General features: G+C 67.9%; 20 protein-coding genes. 8 read left to right on the forward strand and 12 right to left on the reverse strand.

Annotated elements, in window-relative coordinates; translation table 11 throughout:
- Nucleotides 1-12: 12 nt before the first annotated feature.
- Together AC1DCJ_RS17290 and AC1DCJ_RS17295 are read left to right on the forward strand one after the other, a co-directional pair.
- Entirely contained in the window at nt 13-960 is a 948-nt protein-coding gene (locus AC1DCJ_RS17290) for a LysR family transcriptional regulator (protein WP_141057955.1), read from the forward strand.
- 151 nt (nt 961-1,111) lie between these two features.
- On the forward strand, nt 1,112-2,383 hold the full coding sequence (locus AC1DCJ_RS17295; RefSeq protein WP_478071532.1) for an Nramp family divalent metal transporter: 1,272 nt from the start codon (nt 1,112-1,114) through the stop codon (nt 2,381-2,383).
- Here the strand turns inward: AC1DCJ_RS17295 and AC1DCJ_RS17300 are convergent.
- Nucleotides 2,346-2,759: a helix-turn-helix domain-containing protein gene (locus AC1DCJ_RS17300; protein WP_478071493.1), complete on the reverse strand. Its 414-nt coding sequence runs from the start codon at nt 2,757-2,759 to the stop codon at nt 2,346-2,348. The genes AC1DCJ_RS17295 and AC1DCJ_RS17300 overlap by 38 nt on opposite strands.
- Before the next feature lie 76 nt (nt 2,760-2,835).
- Between AC1DCJ_RS17300 and AC1DCJ_RS17305 the strand changes: the two genes are divergently transcribed.
- Nucleotides 2,836-3,669, forward strand: a complete 834-nt coding sequence (locus AC1DCJ_RS17305) for a class I SAM-dependent methyltransferase (RefSeq protein WP_478071494.1) — start codon at nt 2,836-2,838, stop codon at nt 3,667-3,669.
- Nucleotides 3,670-3,705: 36 nt separating this feature from the next.
- Here AC1DCJ_RS17305 and AC1DCJ_RS17310 read toward each other — a convergent pair whose 3' ends face one another.
- The 7 genes from AC1DCJ_RS17310 to cyoA are packed head-to-tail and all read right to left on the reverse strand — an operon-like array spanning nt 3,706 to nt 10,199.
- On the reverse strand, nt 3,706-5,196 hold the full coding sequence (locus AC1DCJ_RS17310) for an MFS transporter (RefSeq protein WP_478071496.1): 1,491 nt from the start codon (nt 5,194-5,196) through the stop codon (nt 3,706-3,708).
- A gap of 10 nt (nt 5,197-5,206) precedes the next feature.
- Nucleotides 5,207-5,773 carry an SCO family protein gene (locus AC1DCJ_RS17315; protein WP_478071497.1) on the reverse strand — a complete coding sequence of 189 codons (567 nt, stop codon included), beginning with the start codon at nt 5,771-5,773 and terminating at the stop codon, nt 5,207-5,209.
- Nucleotides 5,773-6,261 (reverse strand): copper chaperone PCu(A)C, encoded by a 489-nt coding sequence (locus tag AC1DCJ_RS17320; protein WP_478071498.1) that lies wholly within the window; start codon nt 6,259-6,261, stop codon nt 5,773-5,775. Before AC1DCJ_RS17320 ends, AC1DCJ_RS17315 begins: the two co-directional genes overlap by 1 nt.
- Before the next feature lie 8 nt (nt 6,262-6,269).
- Nucleotides 6,270-6,611 (reverse strand): cytochrome o ubiquinol oxidase subunit IV, encoded by a 342-nt coding sequence (gene cyoD / locus AC1DCJ_RS17325; protein ID WP_478071499.1) that lies wholly within the window; start codon nt 6,609-6,611, stop codon nt 6,270-6,272.
- Nucleotides 6,608-7,246, reverse strand: a complete 639-nt coding sequence (gene cyoC / locus AC1DCJ_RS17330; RefSeq protein WP_038688126.1) for a cytochrome o ubiquinol oxidase subunit III — start codon at nt 7,244-7,246, stop codon at nt 6,608-6,610. The genes cyoD and cyoC overlap by 4 nt, the downstream gene beginning before the upstream one ends.
- Entirely contained in the window at nt 7,243-9,222 is a 1,980-nt protein-coding gene (gene cyoB, locus AC1DCJ_RS17335) for a cytochrome o ubiquinol oxidase subunit I (RefSeq protein WP_478071500.1), read from the reverse strand. The genes cyoC and cyoB overlap by 4 nt, the downstream gene beginning before the upstream one ends.
- A gap of 2 nt (nt 9,223-9,224) precedes the next feature.
- On the reverse strand, nt 9,225-10,199 hold the full coding sequence (cyoA, locus tag AC1DCJ_RS17340; protein ID WP_478071501.1) for a ubiquinol oxidase subunit II: 975 nt from the start codon (nt 10,197-10,199) through the stop codon (nt 9,225-9,227).
- A gap of 190 nt (nt 10,200-10,389) precedes the next feature.
- On the opposite strand from cyoA, the gene AC1DCJ_RS17345 reads away from it, so the two are divergent.
- Nucleotides 10,390-11,757 (forward strand): aminotransferase-like domain-containing protein, encoded by a 1,368-nt coding sequence (locus AC1DCJ_RS17345; RefSeq protein ID WP_478071502.1) that lies wholly within the window; start codon nt 10,390-10,392, stop codon nt 11,755-11,757.
- A gap of 25 nt (nt 11,758-11,782) precedes the next feature.
- Here AC1DCJ_RS17345 and AC1DCJ_RS17350 read toward each other — a convergent pair whose 3' ends face one another.
- Nucleotides 11,783-12,052 (reverse strand): hypothetical protein, encoded by a 270-nt coding sequence (locus tag AC1DCJ_RS17350; protein ID WP_038688121.1) that lies wholly within the window; start codon nt 12,050-12,052, stop codon nt 11,783-11,785.
- A gap of 97 nt (nt 12,053-12,149) precedes the next feature.
- Nucleotides 12,150-12,530 carry a winged helix-turn-helix transcriptional regulator gene (locus AC1DCJ_RS17355; protein ID WP_313244359.1) on the reverse strand — a complete coding sequence of 127 codons (381 nt, stop codon included), beginning with the start codon at nt 12,528-12,530 and terminating at the stop codon, nt 12,150-12,152.
- Nucleotides 12,531-12,616: 86 nt separating this feature from the next.
- Between AC1DCJ_RS17355 and AC1DCJ_RS17360 the strand changes: the two genes are divergently transcribed.
- The 4 genes from AC1DCJ_RS17360 (at nt 12,617) to AC1DCJ_RS17375 (ending at nt 16,559) form a co-directional block, all read left to right on the forward strand.
- On the forward strand, nt 12,617-13,681 hold the full coding sequence (locus tag AC1DCJ_RS17360; RefSeq protein ID WP_478071503.1) for an SDR family oxidoreductase: 1,065 nt from the start codon (nt 12,617-12,619) through the stop codon (nt 13,679-13,681).
- A gap of 132 nt (nt 13,682-13,813) precedes the next feature.
- Nucleotides 13,814-15,121: an acetamidase/formamidase family protein gene (locus AC1DCJ_RS17365; protein ID WP_478071504.1), complete on the forward strand. Its 1,308-nt coding sequence runs from the start codon at nt 13,814-13,816 to the stop codon at nt 15,119-15,121.
- Nucleotides 15,122-15,154: 33 nt separating this feature from the next.
- Complete coding sequence (locus AC1DCJ_RS17370; RefSeq protein ID WP_478071505.1) at nt 15,155-15,760, forward strand: TetR/AcrR family transcriptional regulator; 606 nt, start codon at nt 15,155-15,157, stop codon at nt 15,758-15,760.
- Nucleotides 15,761-15,866: 106 nt separating this feature from the next.
- On the forward strand, nt 15,867-16,559 hold the full coding sequence (locus AC1DCJ_RS17375; RefSeq protein ID WP_478071506.1) for a type 1 glutamine amidotransferase domain-containing protein: 693 nt from the start codon (nt 15,867-15,869) through the stop codon (nt 16,557-16,559).
- A gap of 77 nt (nt 16,560-16,636) precedes the next feature.
- Here AC1DCJ_RS17375 and AC1DCJ_RS17380 read toward each other — a convergent pair whose 3' ends face one another.
- Nucleotides 16,637-17,950, reverse strand: a complete 1,314-nt coding sequence (locus AC1DCJ_RS17380; protein WP_478071507.1) for a PQQ-dependent sugar dehydrogenase — start codon at nt 17,948-17,950, stop codon at nt 16,637-16,639.
- A complete protein-coding gene (locus AC1DCJ_RS17385; RefSeq protein ID WP_478071508.1) occupies nt 17,947-18,363 on the reverse strand; it encodes a DUF2231 domain-containing protein in 417 nt (138 codons plus the stop codon). The genes AC1DCJ_RS17380 and AC1DCJ_RS17385 overlap by 4 nt, the downstream gene beginning before the upstream one ends.
- Nucleotides 18,364-18,373: the final 10 nt, after the last annotated feature.

The raw sequence follows: 18,373 nt of genomic DNA on the forward strand, positions 1-18,373 counted from the left end.
TACGCACCCCGCATGACCATCCCAACCAGCGCCGCCGGTGCCGATCGGATCGACCTGCTGCGCACCTTCGTGCGCATCGTTGAAAGTGGCAGCCTGTCTGCGGCTGCCGTGCAGCTGGGCACCACCCAGCCCACCGTGAGCCGCCGTCTGCAGGCGCTGGAGCGGCTGTTTGGCCTGCAGCTGCTCAAACGGTCCACCCACCGCATGACGCTCACCGACGACGGCGAACGCTGCTTTGTGCATGCGCAGTCGCTGGTAGCCGACTGGGAGGCGATCCAGGCCGACCTGCGCGGCGAAGTGGACGTGCCGCGCGGGCGCCTGCGCGTGGTGGTGCCGCACGCCTTCGGGCAGGCCCAGCTGCTGGAACCGATGCTGCAGTTCCTGGCGCGCTATCCGCAGGTCACGCTGGAATGGATGCTGGAAGACCGCCATCCCGACTTCATCGCCGAGGGCATCGACTGCGCGATCCGGGTGGGGGCGGTGGACGCCCCGCACCTGGTCGCGGTGCCGCTGGCCGAAGTGCCGCGTATCGCGGTGGCCGCGCCGTCCCTGGTCGGCACGGCCGATGTGCGCGACCCGGCGTTGCCGGGCACGTTGCCATGGATCGCGCTGACCACGTACTACCGCGAGCGCGTCACCCTGCTGGCGGCCGATGGGGGTCCGGCGCTGCAGGTCGACATCCAGCCGCGGCTGCTCACCGACAACCTGTTCGTGGTGCGCCAGGCCGCGCTGGCCGGGTTGGGCGCGGCGGTGGTGTCGGCGTGGCTGGTCAGCGATGAGCTGCGCACGGGCCGGTTGCTGCGCCTGCTGCCCGAGCGCGAAGCACCGCCGCTGCCCGTGCACCTGGTGTACCCGTCTGCCCGGCAGATTCCGAGCCGGCTGCGGGCCTTCATCGATGCGATGAAAGCCTGCCTGCCACATACCCACGGCATGCGCATCCCGCCCCCACCCCCGCGTTGAGGCGTGGCCGGCGGCCGCCATGGCATGGCCGGAAATTGCAAAGCCTTACTAACATAGCCTCTGCTATATTGCGGCCGTGGACATCCAACGCCGCCCCGACACCGCGCCTGCCTGGCCCGCTTCAGACGGCCACAGCCCCAGCCTGGGCGACATGAACGCCAGCGTCGCCGTCCCCCACGGCGGGCACTGGTGGTTCCGGCTGCTGGCGTTCCTGGGCCCGGGCTACATGGTGTCGGTGGGCTACATGGACCCGGGCAACTGGGCCACCGACATCGCCGGCGGCGCCCAGTTCGGCTACCTGCTGCTGTCGGTGATCCTGCTATCCAACCTGATGGCCATCGTGCTGCAGGGGTTGTCGGCCCGGCTCGGCATCGCCACCGGGCGCGACCTGGCCCAGGCCTGCCGCGACCACTATTCGCGCCCGGTCACCCTGGGCCTGTGGCTGCTCTGCGAAATCGCGATCATCGCCTGCGACCTGGCCGAGGTGATCGGCACGGCCATCGCACTCAAGCTGCTGTTCGGCATTCCGCTGCTGGCCGGGGCGATCATCACCGCCATCGACGTGGTGCTGGTGCTGTGGCTGATGAACCGCGGGTTCCGTGCGCTGGAAGCGTTCGTGATCGCGCTGTTGCTGGTGATCTTTGCCTGCTTCGCGATCCAGATCGCCTTCGCCGCGCCGCCGCTGCAGGCCGTGCTCGGCGGCTTCATTCCCCGCGCCGAGGTGGTCACCAACCCGCATGCCCTGTACCTGGCCATCGGGATCATCGGCGCCACGGTGATGCCGCACAACCTGTACCTGCATTCGTCCATCGTGCAGACCCGCGCCTACCCGCGCACCGACCCCGGTCGTCGCAGCGCGCTGCGCTGGGCAGTGACCGACAGCACCATCGCCTTGATGCTGGCGTTGTTCATCAATGCTTCGATCCTGATCCTGGCCGCAGCGGTCTTCCACGCGCACGGCCGCACCGATGTGCAGGAGATCGAGCAGGCCTACGAACTGCTGGCGCCCATGCTCGGCGTGGGACTGGCCTCGACCTTGTTCGCGGTCGCCCTGCTCGCCTCGGGCATCAACTCCACCGTGACCGCCACGCTGGCCGGTCAGATCGTGATGGAGGGCTTCCTGCGCCTGCGCATCGCCCCGTGGGCACGCCGCCTGATCACCCGCGGCATCGCGATCGTGCCGGTGGTGATCGTCACCGCGATCTATGGCGAACAGGGCACCGCGCGGCTGCTGGTGCTCAGCCAGGTGCTGCTGTCGATGCAGTTGCCCTTCGCGGTGATTCCGCTGGTGCGGTTCGTGTCGGACAAGGGGAAGATGGGCGCGCTGGTGGCGCCACGCTGGCTGATCGCGTTGGCGTGGGTCATCGCCGCGATCATCCTGGTGCTCAACGTGAAGCTGCTGGTGGACACGGTGGCCGGTTGAGCCGCATCAGTGCGCGAAAGCGCGGGCACTCCATATGACTGGGGGCACGGCACGCCGCCGCGTGCCTCAAACCGTCACGCATCACGGTCATGCGCGCGATGCGCAGGTCCAGCGCATCGGCCTTGGCCGCCAGCCGCGTGCGATCTATACCGGTGCCGTCTTCGACGGCCAGCATCGTCCCGATCTCCTGCAGCGACAGTCCCGCTGCGCGCCCCAGCGTGATCAACGCCAACTGCTCCAGCACCGCATCGGCATACACGCGGCGCAGGCCATGCCGACCCATCGGCCGGATCAGGCCCTTCGCTTCGTAGTAACGCAGTGCCGATGCGGCCAGGCCTGAGCGACGGGCCACCTCGGCGATATCCAGCTCACGCATCGCTTGACCTCAAGTGCACTTGAAGTGCCAGAGTGCGGGCTCCCTTCCCTGCTGGCAAGCCCAGATCGAGACCGTCATGACCGACACCTCCCAACACGCCCTTTGGAACGGCCCCTCCGGCGAGGTATGGGTGGAGGCACAAGCGCTGCTGGACGGCATGTTCGCGCCGCTGGCCGAACAGCTTGCCGGGGCTGTTCCGGCAGGCCAGCCCGCACAGGTACTGGACGTGGGCTGCGGCACCGGTGCGGTGTGTCTGGCCATCGCCGCCCGGCTCGGCGAAGGCGGCCGCTGCAGTGGCGTGGACATCTCTGCGCCGATGATCGCCCGTGCGGTGGAACGCGCCGCCGCGGCGGGTCTGCAGATCGACTTCACGGTGGGCGATGCGCAGCGGCACCGCTTTGCGCCGGCCCGCCTGGATCGCATCGTCTCGCGCTTCGGGGTGATGTTCTTCGACGACCCGGTGCAGGCGTTCGCCAACCTGCGTCAGGCCATGCGCAGCGGCGGTACGTTGCACGCGCTGGCCTGGCGCAGTGCCGCCGAGAACCCGTTCATGACCACTGCCGAACGCGCCGCCGCGCCCTTGTTGGCGCTGCCCCCGCGCACGGCCGATGGCCCGGGGCAGTTCGCCTTCGCCGATCGTCAGCATGTGCGCGACATCCTGGCCGACAGTGGCTGGCGCGATATCGAGGTGACGGCGCTGGACCAGGTCTGCAGCATCCGCACCGCCGACCTGCACCGGTACGTGTCGTTGCTGGGGCCGGTGGGTGGGATGCTGCGCGATCCGCAGATCGACGCGGCGCTGCGTACCCGGGTGCTGCAGGTGGTGGAGCAGGCCTTCGCCCCGTTCGTGCAGGGCGACCGCGTTGAATTCGTCGCCGCCTGCTGGGCGCTGCGCGCGGTGGCAGCCTGATCGCAGGGCCGGTGGTTGCCGTCCTGCAGGCGACACTCAGCGCGGCGGCAGACGCATCAACCAGCGCGTCGCCAGCATCGCCAACAGGGCCATCAATGCGGCGGCGACGAACGCGTAGCCGGCGCCCTGCGCATAGGCCGCGCGTGCCAGCACACCCAGCGCATCCGTCGAGGTCGACAACTCGCCCACCACCACCCGTTCCAGCAACGCCGGCGATGCCGCGTGGCCGGCCGCGGCCAGGCGGGCTTCGGCGGCGGCCCGCACATGGCTGGACAGCACCGCCCCCAGCGTCGCAAACCCGATCAGGATGCCGGAGAAGCGCGCGGTGGTACTGATGCCCGAGGCCATGCCGGCGCGGTCCGGGGGAATCACGCTCATGATCGCCTTCTGCGTTTCACCGTTGAGCAGGCCGCCGCCACTGCCCAGCACCGCCATGGCCACCAACAGCCCCGGCCCGCTGTGCTGCCAGAGCGACAGCGCGATGCCCAGGTTCCCGAGCACGGCCACGCCCAATCCCAGCGCAAGGATCTTTCCCGAGTCCCAGTGCGCACCCAGACGCCGGCCAAGGAACGGCAGCAGCAGCATCGCCAGCGCGAACGGCAGCATGTGCACGCCGGCCCGCAGCACGCTGTCGCCGCGCACGTTCTGCAGCAGCAACGGCAGCAGCGAGGCCATCACCTGTACCGCGGCGGCGTAGGCGAACATCCCGATCACCGCACCCACCAGCGCCGGTATCCGGAACAGGCGCAGGTCCAGCATCGGCTGGGCGCGGCACTGTTCAACGCGGATGAAGGCGGCTCCCAGCGCCACGCCGGACACCAGCCACGGCAGTACGGCGATGCTGGTCCAGCCTTGCACCGGGCCGCGGATCAGTGCCCACGTCCACGACAGCATGCTGCCGGCAAACAGCACCACACCGGCCACATCGATGCGACGGCGCACGGGGTCGCGCGATTCGGGCACGAAGCGCCCGCTCATCGCCGCCAGCAGCAGGCACAACGGCAGATTGATGTGGAAGGCCCACCGCCAGCCCAACCAGGTGGCAATCGCGCCGCCGATCAACGGGGCCAGCACCATGGTCAGGCCCATGATCGCGCCCCATATCGCCCAGGCCCGTGCGCGTCGCGCAGGGTCCTGGTGGGCATGGCCGATCAGCGACAGCGCCGGGGCCAGCATGAACGCCGCCGCCGCACCCTGCCCCGCCCGCGCCAGGTACAGCGCACCCGCCTGTGCTGCCAACCCGCAGGCCACCGAGGTGAGCGCGAACAGCACCAGGCCGATCAGATACAGGCGCCGCCGACCGATGCGGTCGGCCAGGGTGCCGGCCGGCAGCAGCAGCGAGGCAAAGCACAGCACGTAGGCGCTGACCACCCACTCGATGTCCGCGAACGACGCCGACAGGTCACGTGCGATGGTGGGCAGCACCACCCCGACCACGTTGGTGTCCAGCACCGTCAGTGCGCAGCCGGCCGATGCCAGCAACAGCACGGCATCGGTGCGTGGCGTTGTGGCTCCGGCAGTGCTCACTCCCGGCGGCTCACGCGCCGGGCACCGTCAGTTTCGCGCGCAGCCGGGCGTCCATCTCCGCATCGGTGAGCGCATAGCCCAGCACGTCCTGCAGCGTACCGTCGGCGCCCAGCAGGAACCACGACGCGGTATGTTCAAAGGTCGCCGCATCGCCCTCGCCCACCTGCCGGTAGCTGACCCGCAGGCTTTCGGCGATGGCACGGGTGCCGGCGTCATCGCCGCTCAAGCCGATGAACGTCGGATCGAACGCGGCCAGGTACTCGCGCAGGTGGGCTGGCGTGTCGCGCCGCGGATCGATGGTCACGAATACCACCTGCAGCGACTCCCCGAGCGACCCGAGACGGCGCTTGAGCTGCACCGCCTTGAGCAGGCTCAACGGACACACTTCCGGGCAGTGGGTGAAGCCGAAGAACAGCAACGTCGGCTTGCCACGCAGGTCCCGGATTGAAAGGGTGCGCCCATCACTGGCCTGCAATGCCACCGCATCCAAGGCGGCCTGGCCCATGATCGGCGCGTCCGCGCTGCCGCAGCCGGCCAGCAGCAGGCCGCCCAGCAACGCCGCCAGCGCGCCGCGCATCACCGGTTGGCTCCGTGTTGGCTGGCGGGCCCACCCATGCCATCGCGCACCACGAACTCCACGGGCAGCGCGTCGCCATGGGCGAACTGCAGGCGCACCCGCACGTGCTGGCCCTCCTGCAGCGGGCGTTTGGGCATCATCAGCATCAGGTGGTAGCCGCCGGGCCGCAGCGAGGTGATCTTCCCTGCCGGCAGCGGCAGGCCGTCGGGCAGTGCCTGCATGCGCATGACCTCGCCGTCCATGCGCATCGCATGGATCTGCACCTGGCCGAAGCCGGCCGCACTGGCCGCCACCAGGCGGTTGGCGGCGCCGCCGTTGTGCAGTTCCACGTAGCCGGCTGCCACGGCCGCGGCGGGTGGCGGCAACCGCACCCAGGCTTCGCTGGCCACCACCGACGCGCTGTCGCGCCCGGCGGCGGCGGTTGCCGGCGGCGACGCCGCCAGCCCCATCACGGCGGCCAGGCCAAGGCAGCACACACGTTGGACCATGACCCTGCTCATACCTGCATCGGCATCATGTTCTGGGTGGCGTTGTGCATGACCCACAACGAACCGGCGACGACAATGGCGATCAGGAACGCCGTGCACAGGAAGATGCCGGTGTTCTCGCGCTGGCTGCGGCCCGCGCCGATGTGCAGGAACAGCACCAGCTGCGCCACCATCTGCACCACGCACAGCACCACGATGGCGGTCAGCCGCAACGGCTGTGGCACCCACCCGCCCATCACCACGCCGAACGAGGCGCCGGTGAGCACCAGGCACAGCAGCAGGCCGATGATGTAGCCCTTGAGGGTGGCGTGGCTGCCACCGTGATCGGTTTCAGAAGCGCTCGGGCTCATACGAACTCCCGCAGGTAGACGAAGGTGAAGACACAGATCCAGATCAGGTCCAGGAAGTGCCAGAACAGGCTCAGGCAGGCCAGGCGGCGGCGGACGATGCCGTCCAGGCCGAACTTCAGCACCTGGTGGATCATGATCGCCAGCCACAGCAAGCCGAAGGTGACGTGCAGGCCGTGGGTGGCCACCAGGGTGAAGTACGCCGACAGGTAGGCGCTCACGTCGGGGGTGGCGCCTTCATGGATCAACTCGGCGAACTCATACAGCTCCATGCCGATGAACACCGCGCCGAGCAGCCCGGTGGTGGCCAGCCAGCCCACCACCTGGTTGCGCTTGTTGGCCTGCAGACCCAGCATCGCCAGGCCGAAGGTGAAGCTGCTCAACAGCAGCACCACCGTTTCAGACAGCACGAAACCCAGCTTGAACAGTTCCTTGCCCGACGGACCGTCGGCGGTGCCGTTGAGCAGCACCCCGAAGGTGGCAAACAGCACCGCGAAGATCAGGCAGTCGCCCATCAGGTACATCCAGAACCCGACGACGGTCTTGCTGCCGTCGTCGTGGTGCTCATGGGCGTGGTCGTGATGACCGCCCGCGAGCTGCCCGTGCTGCGTGGCAGCGGTCAGGGTATCGCCACTCATGCCTTGGCTCCTTGCATCCGCGCGAAATGCGCCTCTTCAATGCGCTTCACCTCGGCGGCGGGCACGTAATAGTCCACGTCACGGTCGTAGGAGCGCAGCACGAAGGTGGCGATCACACCGACCAGGCCAATCGCCGCCAGCACCCACATGTGCCAGACCAGGGCGAAGCACAGCACCAGGCTGAACACCGAGATCACCACACCGGCGCCGGTGTTGCGCGGCATGTGGATGTCCTCGTAGTGGTCCAGGCGCTGCCAGGCACTGCCGGCCTGCTTGTCGTCCCAATGCTGCTCCAGCGAGGTGATGACCGGCACCTTGGCGAAGTTGTAGAACGGCGGCGGCGAGGACGTGGCCCATTCCAAGCTGCGTGCATTCCACGGGTCGCCGGTCAGGTCCAGGTTGGCCTTGCGGTCGCGCACGCTTACGTAGAACTGGATGAACATGGCCGCGATGCCGGCGGCGATGACCAGCGCGCCGATGGCCGCCACGATCAACCACGGCTGCCAGCCTTCCACCGCGTAGTGGTTCATGCGCCGGGTCATGCCCTTGAAGCCGAGCACGTACAGCGGCATGAAGGCCAGGTAGAAGCCCACCAGCCAGCACCAGAACGAAATCTTGCCCCAGCGCTCGTTGAGGGTGAAGCCGAACGCCTTCGGGAACCAGAAGGTGATGCCGGCCAGGCAGCCGAACACCACGCCGCCGATGATCACGTTATGGAAGTGCGCGATCAGGAACAGGCTGTTGTGCAGCACGAAGTCCGCACCCGGGATGGCCAGCATCACACCGGTCATGCCACCCAGCGCGAAGGTGACCATGAAGCCGATCGTCCACATCGTCGAGGAGTGGTAGCGGATCCGGCCGCGGTACATGGTGAACAGCCAGTTGAACAGCTTCACGCCGGTGGGAATGGAGATGATCGAGGTCATGATGCCGAAGAAGGCATTCACGTTGGCGCCCGAGCCCATGGTGAAGAAGTGGTGCAGCCAGACGAAGAACGACAGCACGCCGATCGAACAGGTCGCGTACACCATCGAGCGGTAGCCGAACAACGGCTTGCCCGAGAACGTGGCGATGATTTCGGAGAACGCGCCGAAGCACGGCAGGATCAGCACGTAGACTTCCGGGTGGCCCCAGATCCAGATCAGGTTGACGTACATCATGGCGTTGCCGCCGGCGTCATTGGTGAAGAAGTGCATGCCGAAGTAGCGGTCCATGGTCAGCAGCGCCAGGGTCGCGGTCAGCACCGGGAAGATCGCCACGATCAGGATGTTGGTGATCAGCGCGGTCCAGGTGAACACCGGCATCTTCATCAGGTCCATGCCCGGCGCACGCATCTTGAGGATGGTGACGATGAAGTTCAGGCCGGTCAGCGTGGTGCCGATGCCGGAGACCTGCAGCGACCAGATGTAGTAGTCCACGCCAACCGTGGGGCTGTACTCGATCCCCGACAACGGCGGATAGGCCACCCAGCCGGTGGCGGCGAAGTCGCCCACGAACATCGACAGCATCACCAGCACCGCGCCCACCGCCGACAGCCAGAAGCTGAGCGAGTTGACGAACGGGAAGGCGACGTCGCGCGCCCCGATCTGCAGCGGCACCACCAGGTTCATCAGGCCCACGATGAGCGGGGTTGCCACGAAGAAGATCATGATCACGCCATGCGCGGTGAAGATCTGGTCGTAGTGTTCCGGGGGCAGGTAGCCGGCCGCGTCATTGGCCGCGATCGCCTGCTGGGCGCGCATCATCAGGGCATCGGCAAAGCCGCGCACCAGCATGACCAGGGCCAGCAGGATGTACATCACGCCGATCTTCTTGTGGTCCACCGAGGTGATCCACTCGGTCCAGATGTAGCCCCACTTCTTGTAGTAGGTGATCGCCGCGACGATCGCCGCGCCGAGCAGCAGCGAGCCTGCCAGCGCCGACATGATGATCGGGTCGTGGTAGGGAATTGCTTCGAGGTTCAACTTTCCAAGCACAATCAGTTCTCCGCGGTACGGCTGGCAGGCGCGGCCAGGCTCAACGTCTGGGGTGTTGCCCCGGGCTCTTCGCCCGGCAGGCAGATCTCGTCATCGGCCATGCCGTGGTAACGGGCGACGATGCTGTCGAACAGGCCGGTATCCACGCCACTGAAGCGCTGCAGCGGCGCGCCATGGGTAGGCACTTCCAGCGCGGCCAGGCGCGCGGCGCCGAGGTGGTCGTTGCTGCTGCGCGCCTGCTCCAGCCAGACCTGGAAGTCGGCGTCGGTGACCACGCGGGCCGGGAACTTCATGTCCGAGAAGCCCGAACCGCTGTAGGCCGACGACATCCCGGCGTAGGTGCCCGGGGTATGCCCGATCAGGTGCAGGCGCGTCTGCATGGCCGGCATGGTGTAGACCATGCTGCCCAGCTGCGGCACGAAGAAGGCGTTCATCATCGACTCGGAGGTGAGCTTGAAGGCCACCGGCGTATCCACCGGCATCACCAGCTCGTTGATCGTGGCCACGTTGTGGTCGGGGTAGATGAACAACCACTTCCAGTTCAACGACACCACTTCCACGCGCAGGGGGGCCCTGTCCGATGCGATCGGCTTGTAGGGATCCAGCGCGTGCGTGCTTTTCCAGATCAACAGGGCCAGCACCACGATGATCAGGCACGGAATGGTCCAGATCACCACCTCGATGGCGGTGGAATGCGACCAGTCCGGCGCGTAGGTGGCCTTGGTGTTGGAGGCGCGGTAACGCCAGGCAAAGTACAGGGTGAGGATGATCACCGGGATCACCACCAGCAGCATCAGGCCGGTGCACACCAGGATCAGCTGCATCTCCTGTTCGGCGATGCTGCCCATGGGATTGAACAGTTCCAGGTTCTTGCACCCGGTAAGCAATGGCAGCAACGCTGCCAGTCCGAACCAGCGTCCGGCGCGGGCTGCACCGGCCATGGCGGCGCGGCGAGCGGGGTGTGTAGCGGGGTTCATGCGGGTCGGCCCTTCCAACGCAGTGCCGGGCCGGGCGGCCCGGATCATGAAAAGTGGCGAACACCCCCCTGCATGACCGATATGCATGGGGGGTGCCCGCCGCAGCCGCGTACGTTAGGCAACGACATGATCCATACATGATGCGACACACTGTCGCAGGGCAGCGCGCACCCGGGCGTAAGATGCGCCGATGCAGTGGAACACTCTCATCGCCGACGGCCACGGGCCGGTCTATCTGCGCATCGTGCAGGCGCTTGAACGCGCGGTCTGGTCCGGCGCGCTGCGGCCCGGCCAGCGCCTGCCGGCGCAGCGCGTGCTGGCCAGCGCGCTGGGCGTGGACCTCACCACCGTCACCCGTGCCTTCACCGAGGCGCGCAAGCGCGGCCTGATCGATGCACGCGGGCCCCAGGGAACGTTCGTCGCCCCGCCCCAGGTGGAGCTGGCGCAGCTGGTGGACCTGAGCATGAACCTGCCGCCCAGCCCCGGCGGCGGACAGGTGGCCGACATGCTGCAGCGTGGCCTGGCCACCGTGCTCAGCCGCAGCGACGCCAGCAACCTGATGACCTACCACGTCGGCGGTGGCAGCCGCGCCGACCACCTGGCCGCACAGCAATGGCTCAAGCCGATCCTGGGCAGGCTGGACAGCGACCGGCTGGTAGTCACCGAAGGCGCGCAGGCCGCGCTGTCGGCGCTGCTACTGGCGCTCACCGATGCCGGCGACGTCATTCTGTGCGAACCGTTGGTGTATCCCGGCTTGCTGCACGCGGCGCGGGTGCTGCAGCGCACGTTGCGGGTGGTGGAGTGCGACGAGCACGGCATGTTGCCCAGCGCGTTGCGCCGCCACGCGCGTGCGAGCGGTGCACGCGTGGTCTACCTCAATCCTACTGCGCAGAACCCGACCGCGCGCACCATGCCCGAAGCACGCCGGATGGCGCTGGCCGAGGTACTGCGCAGCCTGGACCTGCGGCTGATCGAAGACGACCCGTACTGGCTGCTGGTCGGTGATGCCCCGGCCCCGCTCGCCCTGCTGGCGCCGCAGCACACCTGCTACATCTCCACCTTGTCCAAGTGCCTCAGCCCGGGCCTGCACACCGGCTTCGTGCACCTGCCCGATGGCGTGGCACGGCAGCGCGTGCTCGATGCGCTGCGCGCGGTCAACCTGATGGCGCCGCCGCTGATGAACGCGCTGGTGACCCAGCTGATCCTGGACGGGTCGGCGGCCACCCTGCTGAAGCTGGTGCAGGAAGAAGCCGCCGAGCGTCGCTATCTGGCGCAGTCCACGTTGTCGCCGCGGTTCCTGCAGCACTGTGCCGGCGTGCATGCGTGGTGCCGCCTGCCCGCACAGTGGACCGACGCCAGCCTGACCCATGCGGCGCGGCTGCAGGGGCTGGGTATCGCCCCGTCGTCGGCGTTCACCCCGCAGGGCGTGGCGATCAATGACGCCGTGCGGATCTCACTGGGCGCGGCGTCGAGCCGGCAGGAACTGCACCGGGCCTTGCGGCAGCTGGATCAGTTGATGCACGTAGCCAGCAGCGGCAGCACGGAATGGACCATTTGAGATCCACGCGCATTGGGCGCGGACCTCAGCCAGAAACGGCTTTAGCGCGCTTCCAGACGGTTTCAAATTCGCTGGCCGTGATGCTGTCATCCGAATCCAGGTCCAGCCAGGACAGGGGTTGATCGGACAGCGGGAAGCGCTCATCGGCTTGTCCACCCTTGTCGGCCCAGACCAGCACGCTCCGGTAGCTCTCGACCTGGCGGACGATCACGTCGCCCTGTACCTCGAGGTAAATCGTCCCGTGGCCGATGTCCGATTCGGCGGGGTGCTTATAGTGTTTCCGGGTCGTGCTCATGACGAACGCTCAGGGCGGGCGGTGGGGAGGGCGCGAAATATACCGCGATCAGGGCGCAGCTGGCAGGTTGCCTCACGCCGCCACGCACGGTGTGGCACTACCGGCGGCGTGATGTGGCGCGGGGTTGCAGGGCATCCAGTGCGCCAGCGTTGCGCCGTGCCCAGTCGTAGATCAGCGCAATGGGCTCCACCAGCTGCCGGCCCAGCGGCGTGAGCGAATACTCCACCGTGGGTGGCATGGTGGGAAACTCCGTGCGCAGCACGATGCCTGAGGCCTCCATCTGGCGCAGGGTCTGGCTGAACATTTTCTTGGAGATGTCCGGCAGGCTGCGGTGCAGCGCATTGCTGCGCGCGGTGCCGTCGTGGCGCACCGCCAGGGTATGCAGCACCATCGAGGTCCACTTGGTGCTGAACAGCTCCAGCACCCGCCGCGGGGCGCAGTCTTCACGCCATTGATCTTCCTCGCTGCCGGTTTTCATTGCCTGGTTACCATTTGGTGCCTTCTTTCGAGGCGTGCGCACCTATCCTACTGTGTGCGCCTGATAGTGGATGGAAAGGCGGCAGCATGAACAACACGGCACTTGTGGTGGGCGCAACCGGCATCGTCGGCAGCGCATTGATCCGGGAACTGCAGGGAGCGGACTGGGCAGTACACGGCCTGGCGCGCTCGCCCGCCGCCTTGCCCGCCGGGGTCGGCGCGGTGGCGGCGGATCTGCGCGACGCGCAGGCCACGCGCGACGCACTGGCGGGCCTGGCGCCTACCCACGTGTTCATCACCACCTGGTCGCGGCAGGCCAATGAGGCGGAGAACATCCGGGTCAACGCAGCGATGGTGCGGCACCTGCTCGATGCACTGCGCCCGGCCGGTTCGGTCCGGCACGTGGCGCTGGTGACGGGCCTGAAGCACTACCTGGGGCCCTTCGAGGCCTACGCGCAGGGTGCGCTGCCACAGACACCGTTCCGCGAGGAGCAGCCGCGCCTGGACGTGGACAACTTCTACTACGCGCAGGAGGACGAAGTGTTCGCCGCCGCCGCGCGCGATGGGTTCAGTTGGAGCGTGCATCGCCCGCACACAGTGATCGGCGCGGCGGTGGGCAATGCCATGAACATGGGCACCACGCTGGCGGTCTACGCCGCGCTGTGCCGGCACCTGGGGCGTCCGTTCTACTTCCCGGGCTCGCCGGCGCAGTGGAACGGGCTGACCGACATGACCGACGCCGGACTGCTGGCAAGGCACCTGCTCTGGGCCACGCAGACCCCGGCGGCCTTCAACCAGGCTTTCAACGTGGTCAACGGCGATGTGTTCCGCTGGCGCTGGATGTGGGAGCGGATTGCGGCGTGGTTCGATCTTGAGCCTGCCCCGTTCACTGGCGAGGTGCGGCCGCTGGAGCAGCAGATGGCTGACGATGCGGCTGCATGGTCGGCGCTGGCCGCTGAGCATGGCCTGCGAGAGCCCGACATCCACCGGCTGATTTCACCTTGGCATACCGACGCCGACCTTGGGCGCCCGCTGGAAGTGATCACCGACATGTCCAAGAGCCGCCGGTTGGGCTTCCTGGACTACCAGCCCAGCGACGATGCGTTCTTCGCCCTGTTCACGCAGCTGCGCGCACAGCGGCTGATTCCCTGAGCAGGCACGGCACGCACGCGCAACGCGGCGTGCCGCGCCCGGGTTACCTTCGACACTGTGGGCGTGCGGCGGCGACCGGCTAGGCTGCGGCATCCGCCCGCCGGGCCCTTCGTGACGCCGCATACCGTGACCATGTCCTGGAAAGTGTCTTCGTTGCTGCTCGCCGCGCTACCGTTCAATGCACGTGCGGCCGACCAATGGATCGTGGCGACCGATCTGTGGGGCAACACGAATTACCAGACGCTGCAGCTGGACGTGCAGGGAACCCAGCTCACCGGCACCCTCGACGGCGACCGCGTCAGCGGCACGCTGCGCAACCGCGACGTGCACTTCACCGCCACCGGCAACGACGGTCAGGTCTACCACTTCAGCGGCCGCATCGACGAGGCACGCATGCAGGGCCAGAGTGACCAGCCGGACACCAACAACCGCGCCGTGCGTGCGCAGCATGCTTTCAGCGCCTGGCGGGTGCCCGCGCGCACCGGCACGGCCGCGCAACGGCACGTGTTCACCCCGGTCGACTACTCCAACACCTTCAGTGCCGACCGTGCCCCGGTGCTGATCATCCATCCCGGCGATTCGGTGCGGACCAAGACCCTCGACTCCGGCGGGGTCGACGAGCACGGCGTCACCCGTGCCCTGTTCGGCAACCCGCAGGTGGGGCCGTTCTTCGTGGTCGGCGCCGAGCCCGGCGACACCCTGGCCATCACCCTCACCTCGCTCAAACTCAACCGCGACTATGCCGACAGCCTGGACGGCGTGGTCGGCCGGCTGAAGACGCCGCGGGTCGCTGCCGAAACCACCGGGCTGGGCAAGCCGGTGCGCTGGGAACTGGACCGGGTGCGCGGCATGGCGCGGCCGAAGGACGCCAGCGGCGCCCTGAAACAGTTCGAAGTGCCGGTGAAGCCGATGCTGGGCGGGCTGGCGGTGGCACCGGGCTTCGGCTACCCACCGTTCTCCACCGGCGACACCGCCGACTTCGGCGGCAACATGGATTTCAACGCGGTCGTGGAAGGCAACACCGTCTACCTGCCGGTGCAGCAACCCGGCGCGCTGCTGTATCTCGGCGATGGCCACGCCCTGCAGGGCGATGGCGAAACCACCCAGTGGGCGCTGGAAACCTCGCTCGATGTCGAGGTGCGGGTGGCGCTGGTGAAGCGGCAGTCGATCGCCACGCCCCGGGTCGAGTCGCCCACCCAGATCATGACCCTTGGGCAGGCCGGCTCCAGCGACGACGCCCTGCGCGTGGCCACCTCGGGAATGCTGCAGTGGCTGCGCCAGGGCTATGGGCTGACCCTGTCCGAAGCCACCCAGGTGCTGGGCGTGGCGGTGCAGTACCACGTCGCGAACCTGGCCGGCCGTAGCGTGGGCGTCGCCGCGAAACTGGACAAGGCCGTGTTGCACACCCTGCCCGCTCCACCGCCGGCAAAACAGGACTAGACGACCGGTCTAATCGGGCGTAGAGTGCAACCCATGAGCACAGCGACTGCCCCTGAACTCCATGACGTCCGCGACAGGATCCTGGCCACCGGCCAGCGGATCATGGGCGCAAAGGGCTTTTCAGCGGTCGGACTGAATGAGGTTCTCACCGCCGCCAGCGTGCCCAAGGGGTCGTTCTATCACTACTTCGGCTCCAAGGAAGCGTTCGGCGAGGCCCTGCTGGAGGACTACTTCGCGGACTACCTGGCCGAGATGGACGCCACCTTCCGCCAGCCCGGCCTGAGCAAGGCGCAGCAGCTGGAGGCGTATTTCCGCGCCTGGCGGGGTGCCCAGTCGTTCGAGGATTGCCAGGGCAAGTGCCTGGCGGTGAAGCTCGGCGCCGAAGTGGCCGACCTGTCGGCCAGCATGCGCGCGGCCTTGCAACGCGGCACGGCCGGCATCGTCGAGCGCCTGGCGCGGGCCATCGAGGCCGGCGTCGCCGACGGCTCACTCCGCATCCACGGCGATCCCACTACGGTGGCCCAGAGCCTGTACCAGCTGTGGCTGGGCGCCAGCATCATGGTCAAAATCACCCGTACCCTGCAGCCCTTCGATACGGCGCTGAGCGCGACCCGGCAAGCACTTCACCCTTCGGCCTGACCGGCCGGAACACCCCGGAGGCACGCCATGACGACGTGCCTTTTCATTCGCCCGCATCGTAGACGACTGGTCTACTTTCCTCACCCCACCCACTTGGAGCTACCGCATGAAGATCCTCATCGTCCTCACCTCCCACGACCAGCTTGGCGACACCGGCCGCAAGACCGGCTTCTGGCTGGAAGAGCTTGCCGCGCCCTACTACGCCTTCACCGATGCCGGCGCCCAGATCGTGCTGGCCTCGCCCAAGGGCGGCCAGCCGCCGCTGGATCCCAAGAGCAACGAGCCCGACTTCCAGACCGACCTCACCCGTCGCTTCGAGGCCGACCCGGCCGCGACCGCGCAGCTGGCCGCGACCGTGCGCCTGGACAGCGTCAACCAGGGCGACTTCGACGCCGTGTTCTATCCCGGCGGCCACGGCCCACTGTGGGACCTGGCCAATGACCGCCACTCGATCGCGCTGATCGAATCGTTCATTGCCGCCAACAAGCCGGTCGCGCTGGTCTGCCATGCCCCGGGCGTGCTGCGTGACGTCAAGGCCGCGGACGGCTCGCCGCTTGTGGCGGGCAAGAAGGTCACCGGCTTCACCAACAGTGAGGAAGCCGGCGTCGGCCTTACCGACGTGGTGCCGTTCCTGGTCGAAGACATGCTGCAGGCGGCCGGCGGGCAGTACTCCAAGGGGCCCGACTGGGGCTCGTATGTGGTCAGCGATGGCCTGCTGATCACCGGGCAGAACCCGGGCTCGTCGGCGGAGACCGCGGCCGTGCTGGTAAAGCACCTGGGTGCGTCGGGCAACGCCTGAGGCCTGGCCGCAGCAATGCCGGCGCGCGATGACGCGCCGGCCTTGCTGCATTCCGCTGGTCATGCCCTACGGGCGCGTCAGCTACCTGCGGGCGCCGTCACCGGGGTGATGCGCCAGATCGTATTGGCCAGGTCATCGGCCACGATCACCGCCCCGCGCGGATCCAGCGTGACTCCGACCGGACGGCCACGGGTCCGGCCGTCATCGCCGCGGAAACCACTGGCGAAATCGATCGGCGCACCGGCCGGGCGTCCGTCACGGAACGGCACGAACACCACCTTGTAGCCCACCGGCGGGTTGCGGTTCCAGCTGCCGTGCTCACCCACGAACACCCCGTCGGCGAACGCGGGACCCATCGCCGCTGACGAGAAGGTCACGCCCAGCGCGGCCACATGTGACCCCAGTGCGTAATCCGGGGCGATGGCCGTGGCCACCTTCTGCGGATTCTGCGGCATCACCCGCACGTCCACGTTCTTGCCCCAGTAGCTGTAGGGCCAGCCGTAGAACGCGCCCTCGCGTACCGAAGTGAGGTAGTCCGGTACCAGGTTGGGGCCGATCTCATCGCGTTCGTTGACCACCGCCCATAGCACGCCCGTGCCCGGCTGCACGGTCAGCGCGGTGGGATTGCGCAGGCCCGTGGCATACACCTTGTGCGCGCCGGTCTGTGCATCCACCTGCCACACCTGCGCACGGTCGATTTCCACCGCCATGCCGCGCTCGGTGATGTTGCTGTTGGAGCCGATACCCACGTACAGGTAGCGCCCGTCGGCACTGGCGGCCAGCGACTTGGTCCAGTGATGGTTGATCGCCGCCGGCAGGTCGGTGACCTTGCTCGGCGCGCCGCTGGCCTTGGTCTGGCCCGGCTGGTAGGCAAAGCGCACCAACGCGTCCTGGTTGGCCACGTACAGCGCATCGCCGATCAACGCCAGGCCATACGGCGCATTGAGGTGGTCGGCAAACACGGTCTTGAGTTCGTACACGCCGTCGCCATCGGCGTCACGCAACAGGGTGAGGCGGTTGCCGCTTTTCACGGCGGTGTTGCCCTTGGACTTGATGCGGCCGGCAATGACGTCCTTGGGCTTCAGGTTCGGGGCGCTGCCGCCGCGTCCTTCCGCCACCAGGATGTCGCCGTTGGGCAGCACCAGCGTCTGCCGCGGAATGGCCAGGTCGGTGGCAATCGCCGCGATGCGGTAGCCCGTCGGCACGGTGGGCGTGCGATCGCCCCAACTGGCCGGCTTGGCGATGGTCATGTCCGGCATCAGGGTGCGGTTGGGCGCGGGCAGTTCGGGGGTGGCGCCGTACTGTTCAAGCTCGGGTGCCTTGTTGCTGCACGCCGAGAGCGCGATGGCCAGCACCGATACGGTGAGCATGGCGGTCTGTGGACGCTTCATCGTGCACCTCCCACGCGCAGGCGGGCGAATCCGACCCAGGTGGCCAGCAGGGCCAGCACCGTGACATTCGCCGACAGCACCAGCGCCCCGGGCATGATGGCCCAGGCATCACGGGCGTGGTGCAGCGAGTTGAAGAAACCGACCACCCAGGTAAGCACCAGCAGTGCGGTGTAGGCGCGCGCGCGGCTGCCGCGCGCCAGGCCCACCAGGGCGCACAGCAGCGCCAGGGTAGTGATCACCATGGCGCCCACCAGCAGCCAGGCCGCGAAGTTGCTCCATTGGATCTCGTAGCTGCTCCAGTAGGCGTAGTCGGCCAGCAGCGCGCCCAGGAACAACGGCAGTACGCCGCCCAGCACCGCTGCATGGAAAGGATGGAGGGCCCATGGGCGGGCCAGCAAGGCAGTCGAGTTCACGGCGGTCTCC

The sequence above is a fragment of the Stenotrophomonas sp. 10N36 genome, from assembly GCF_056395005.1.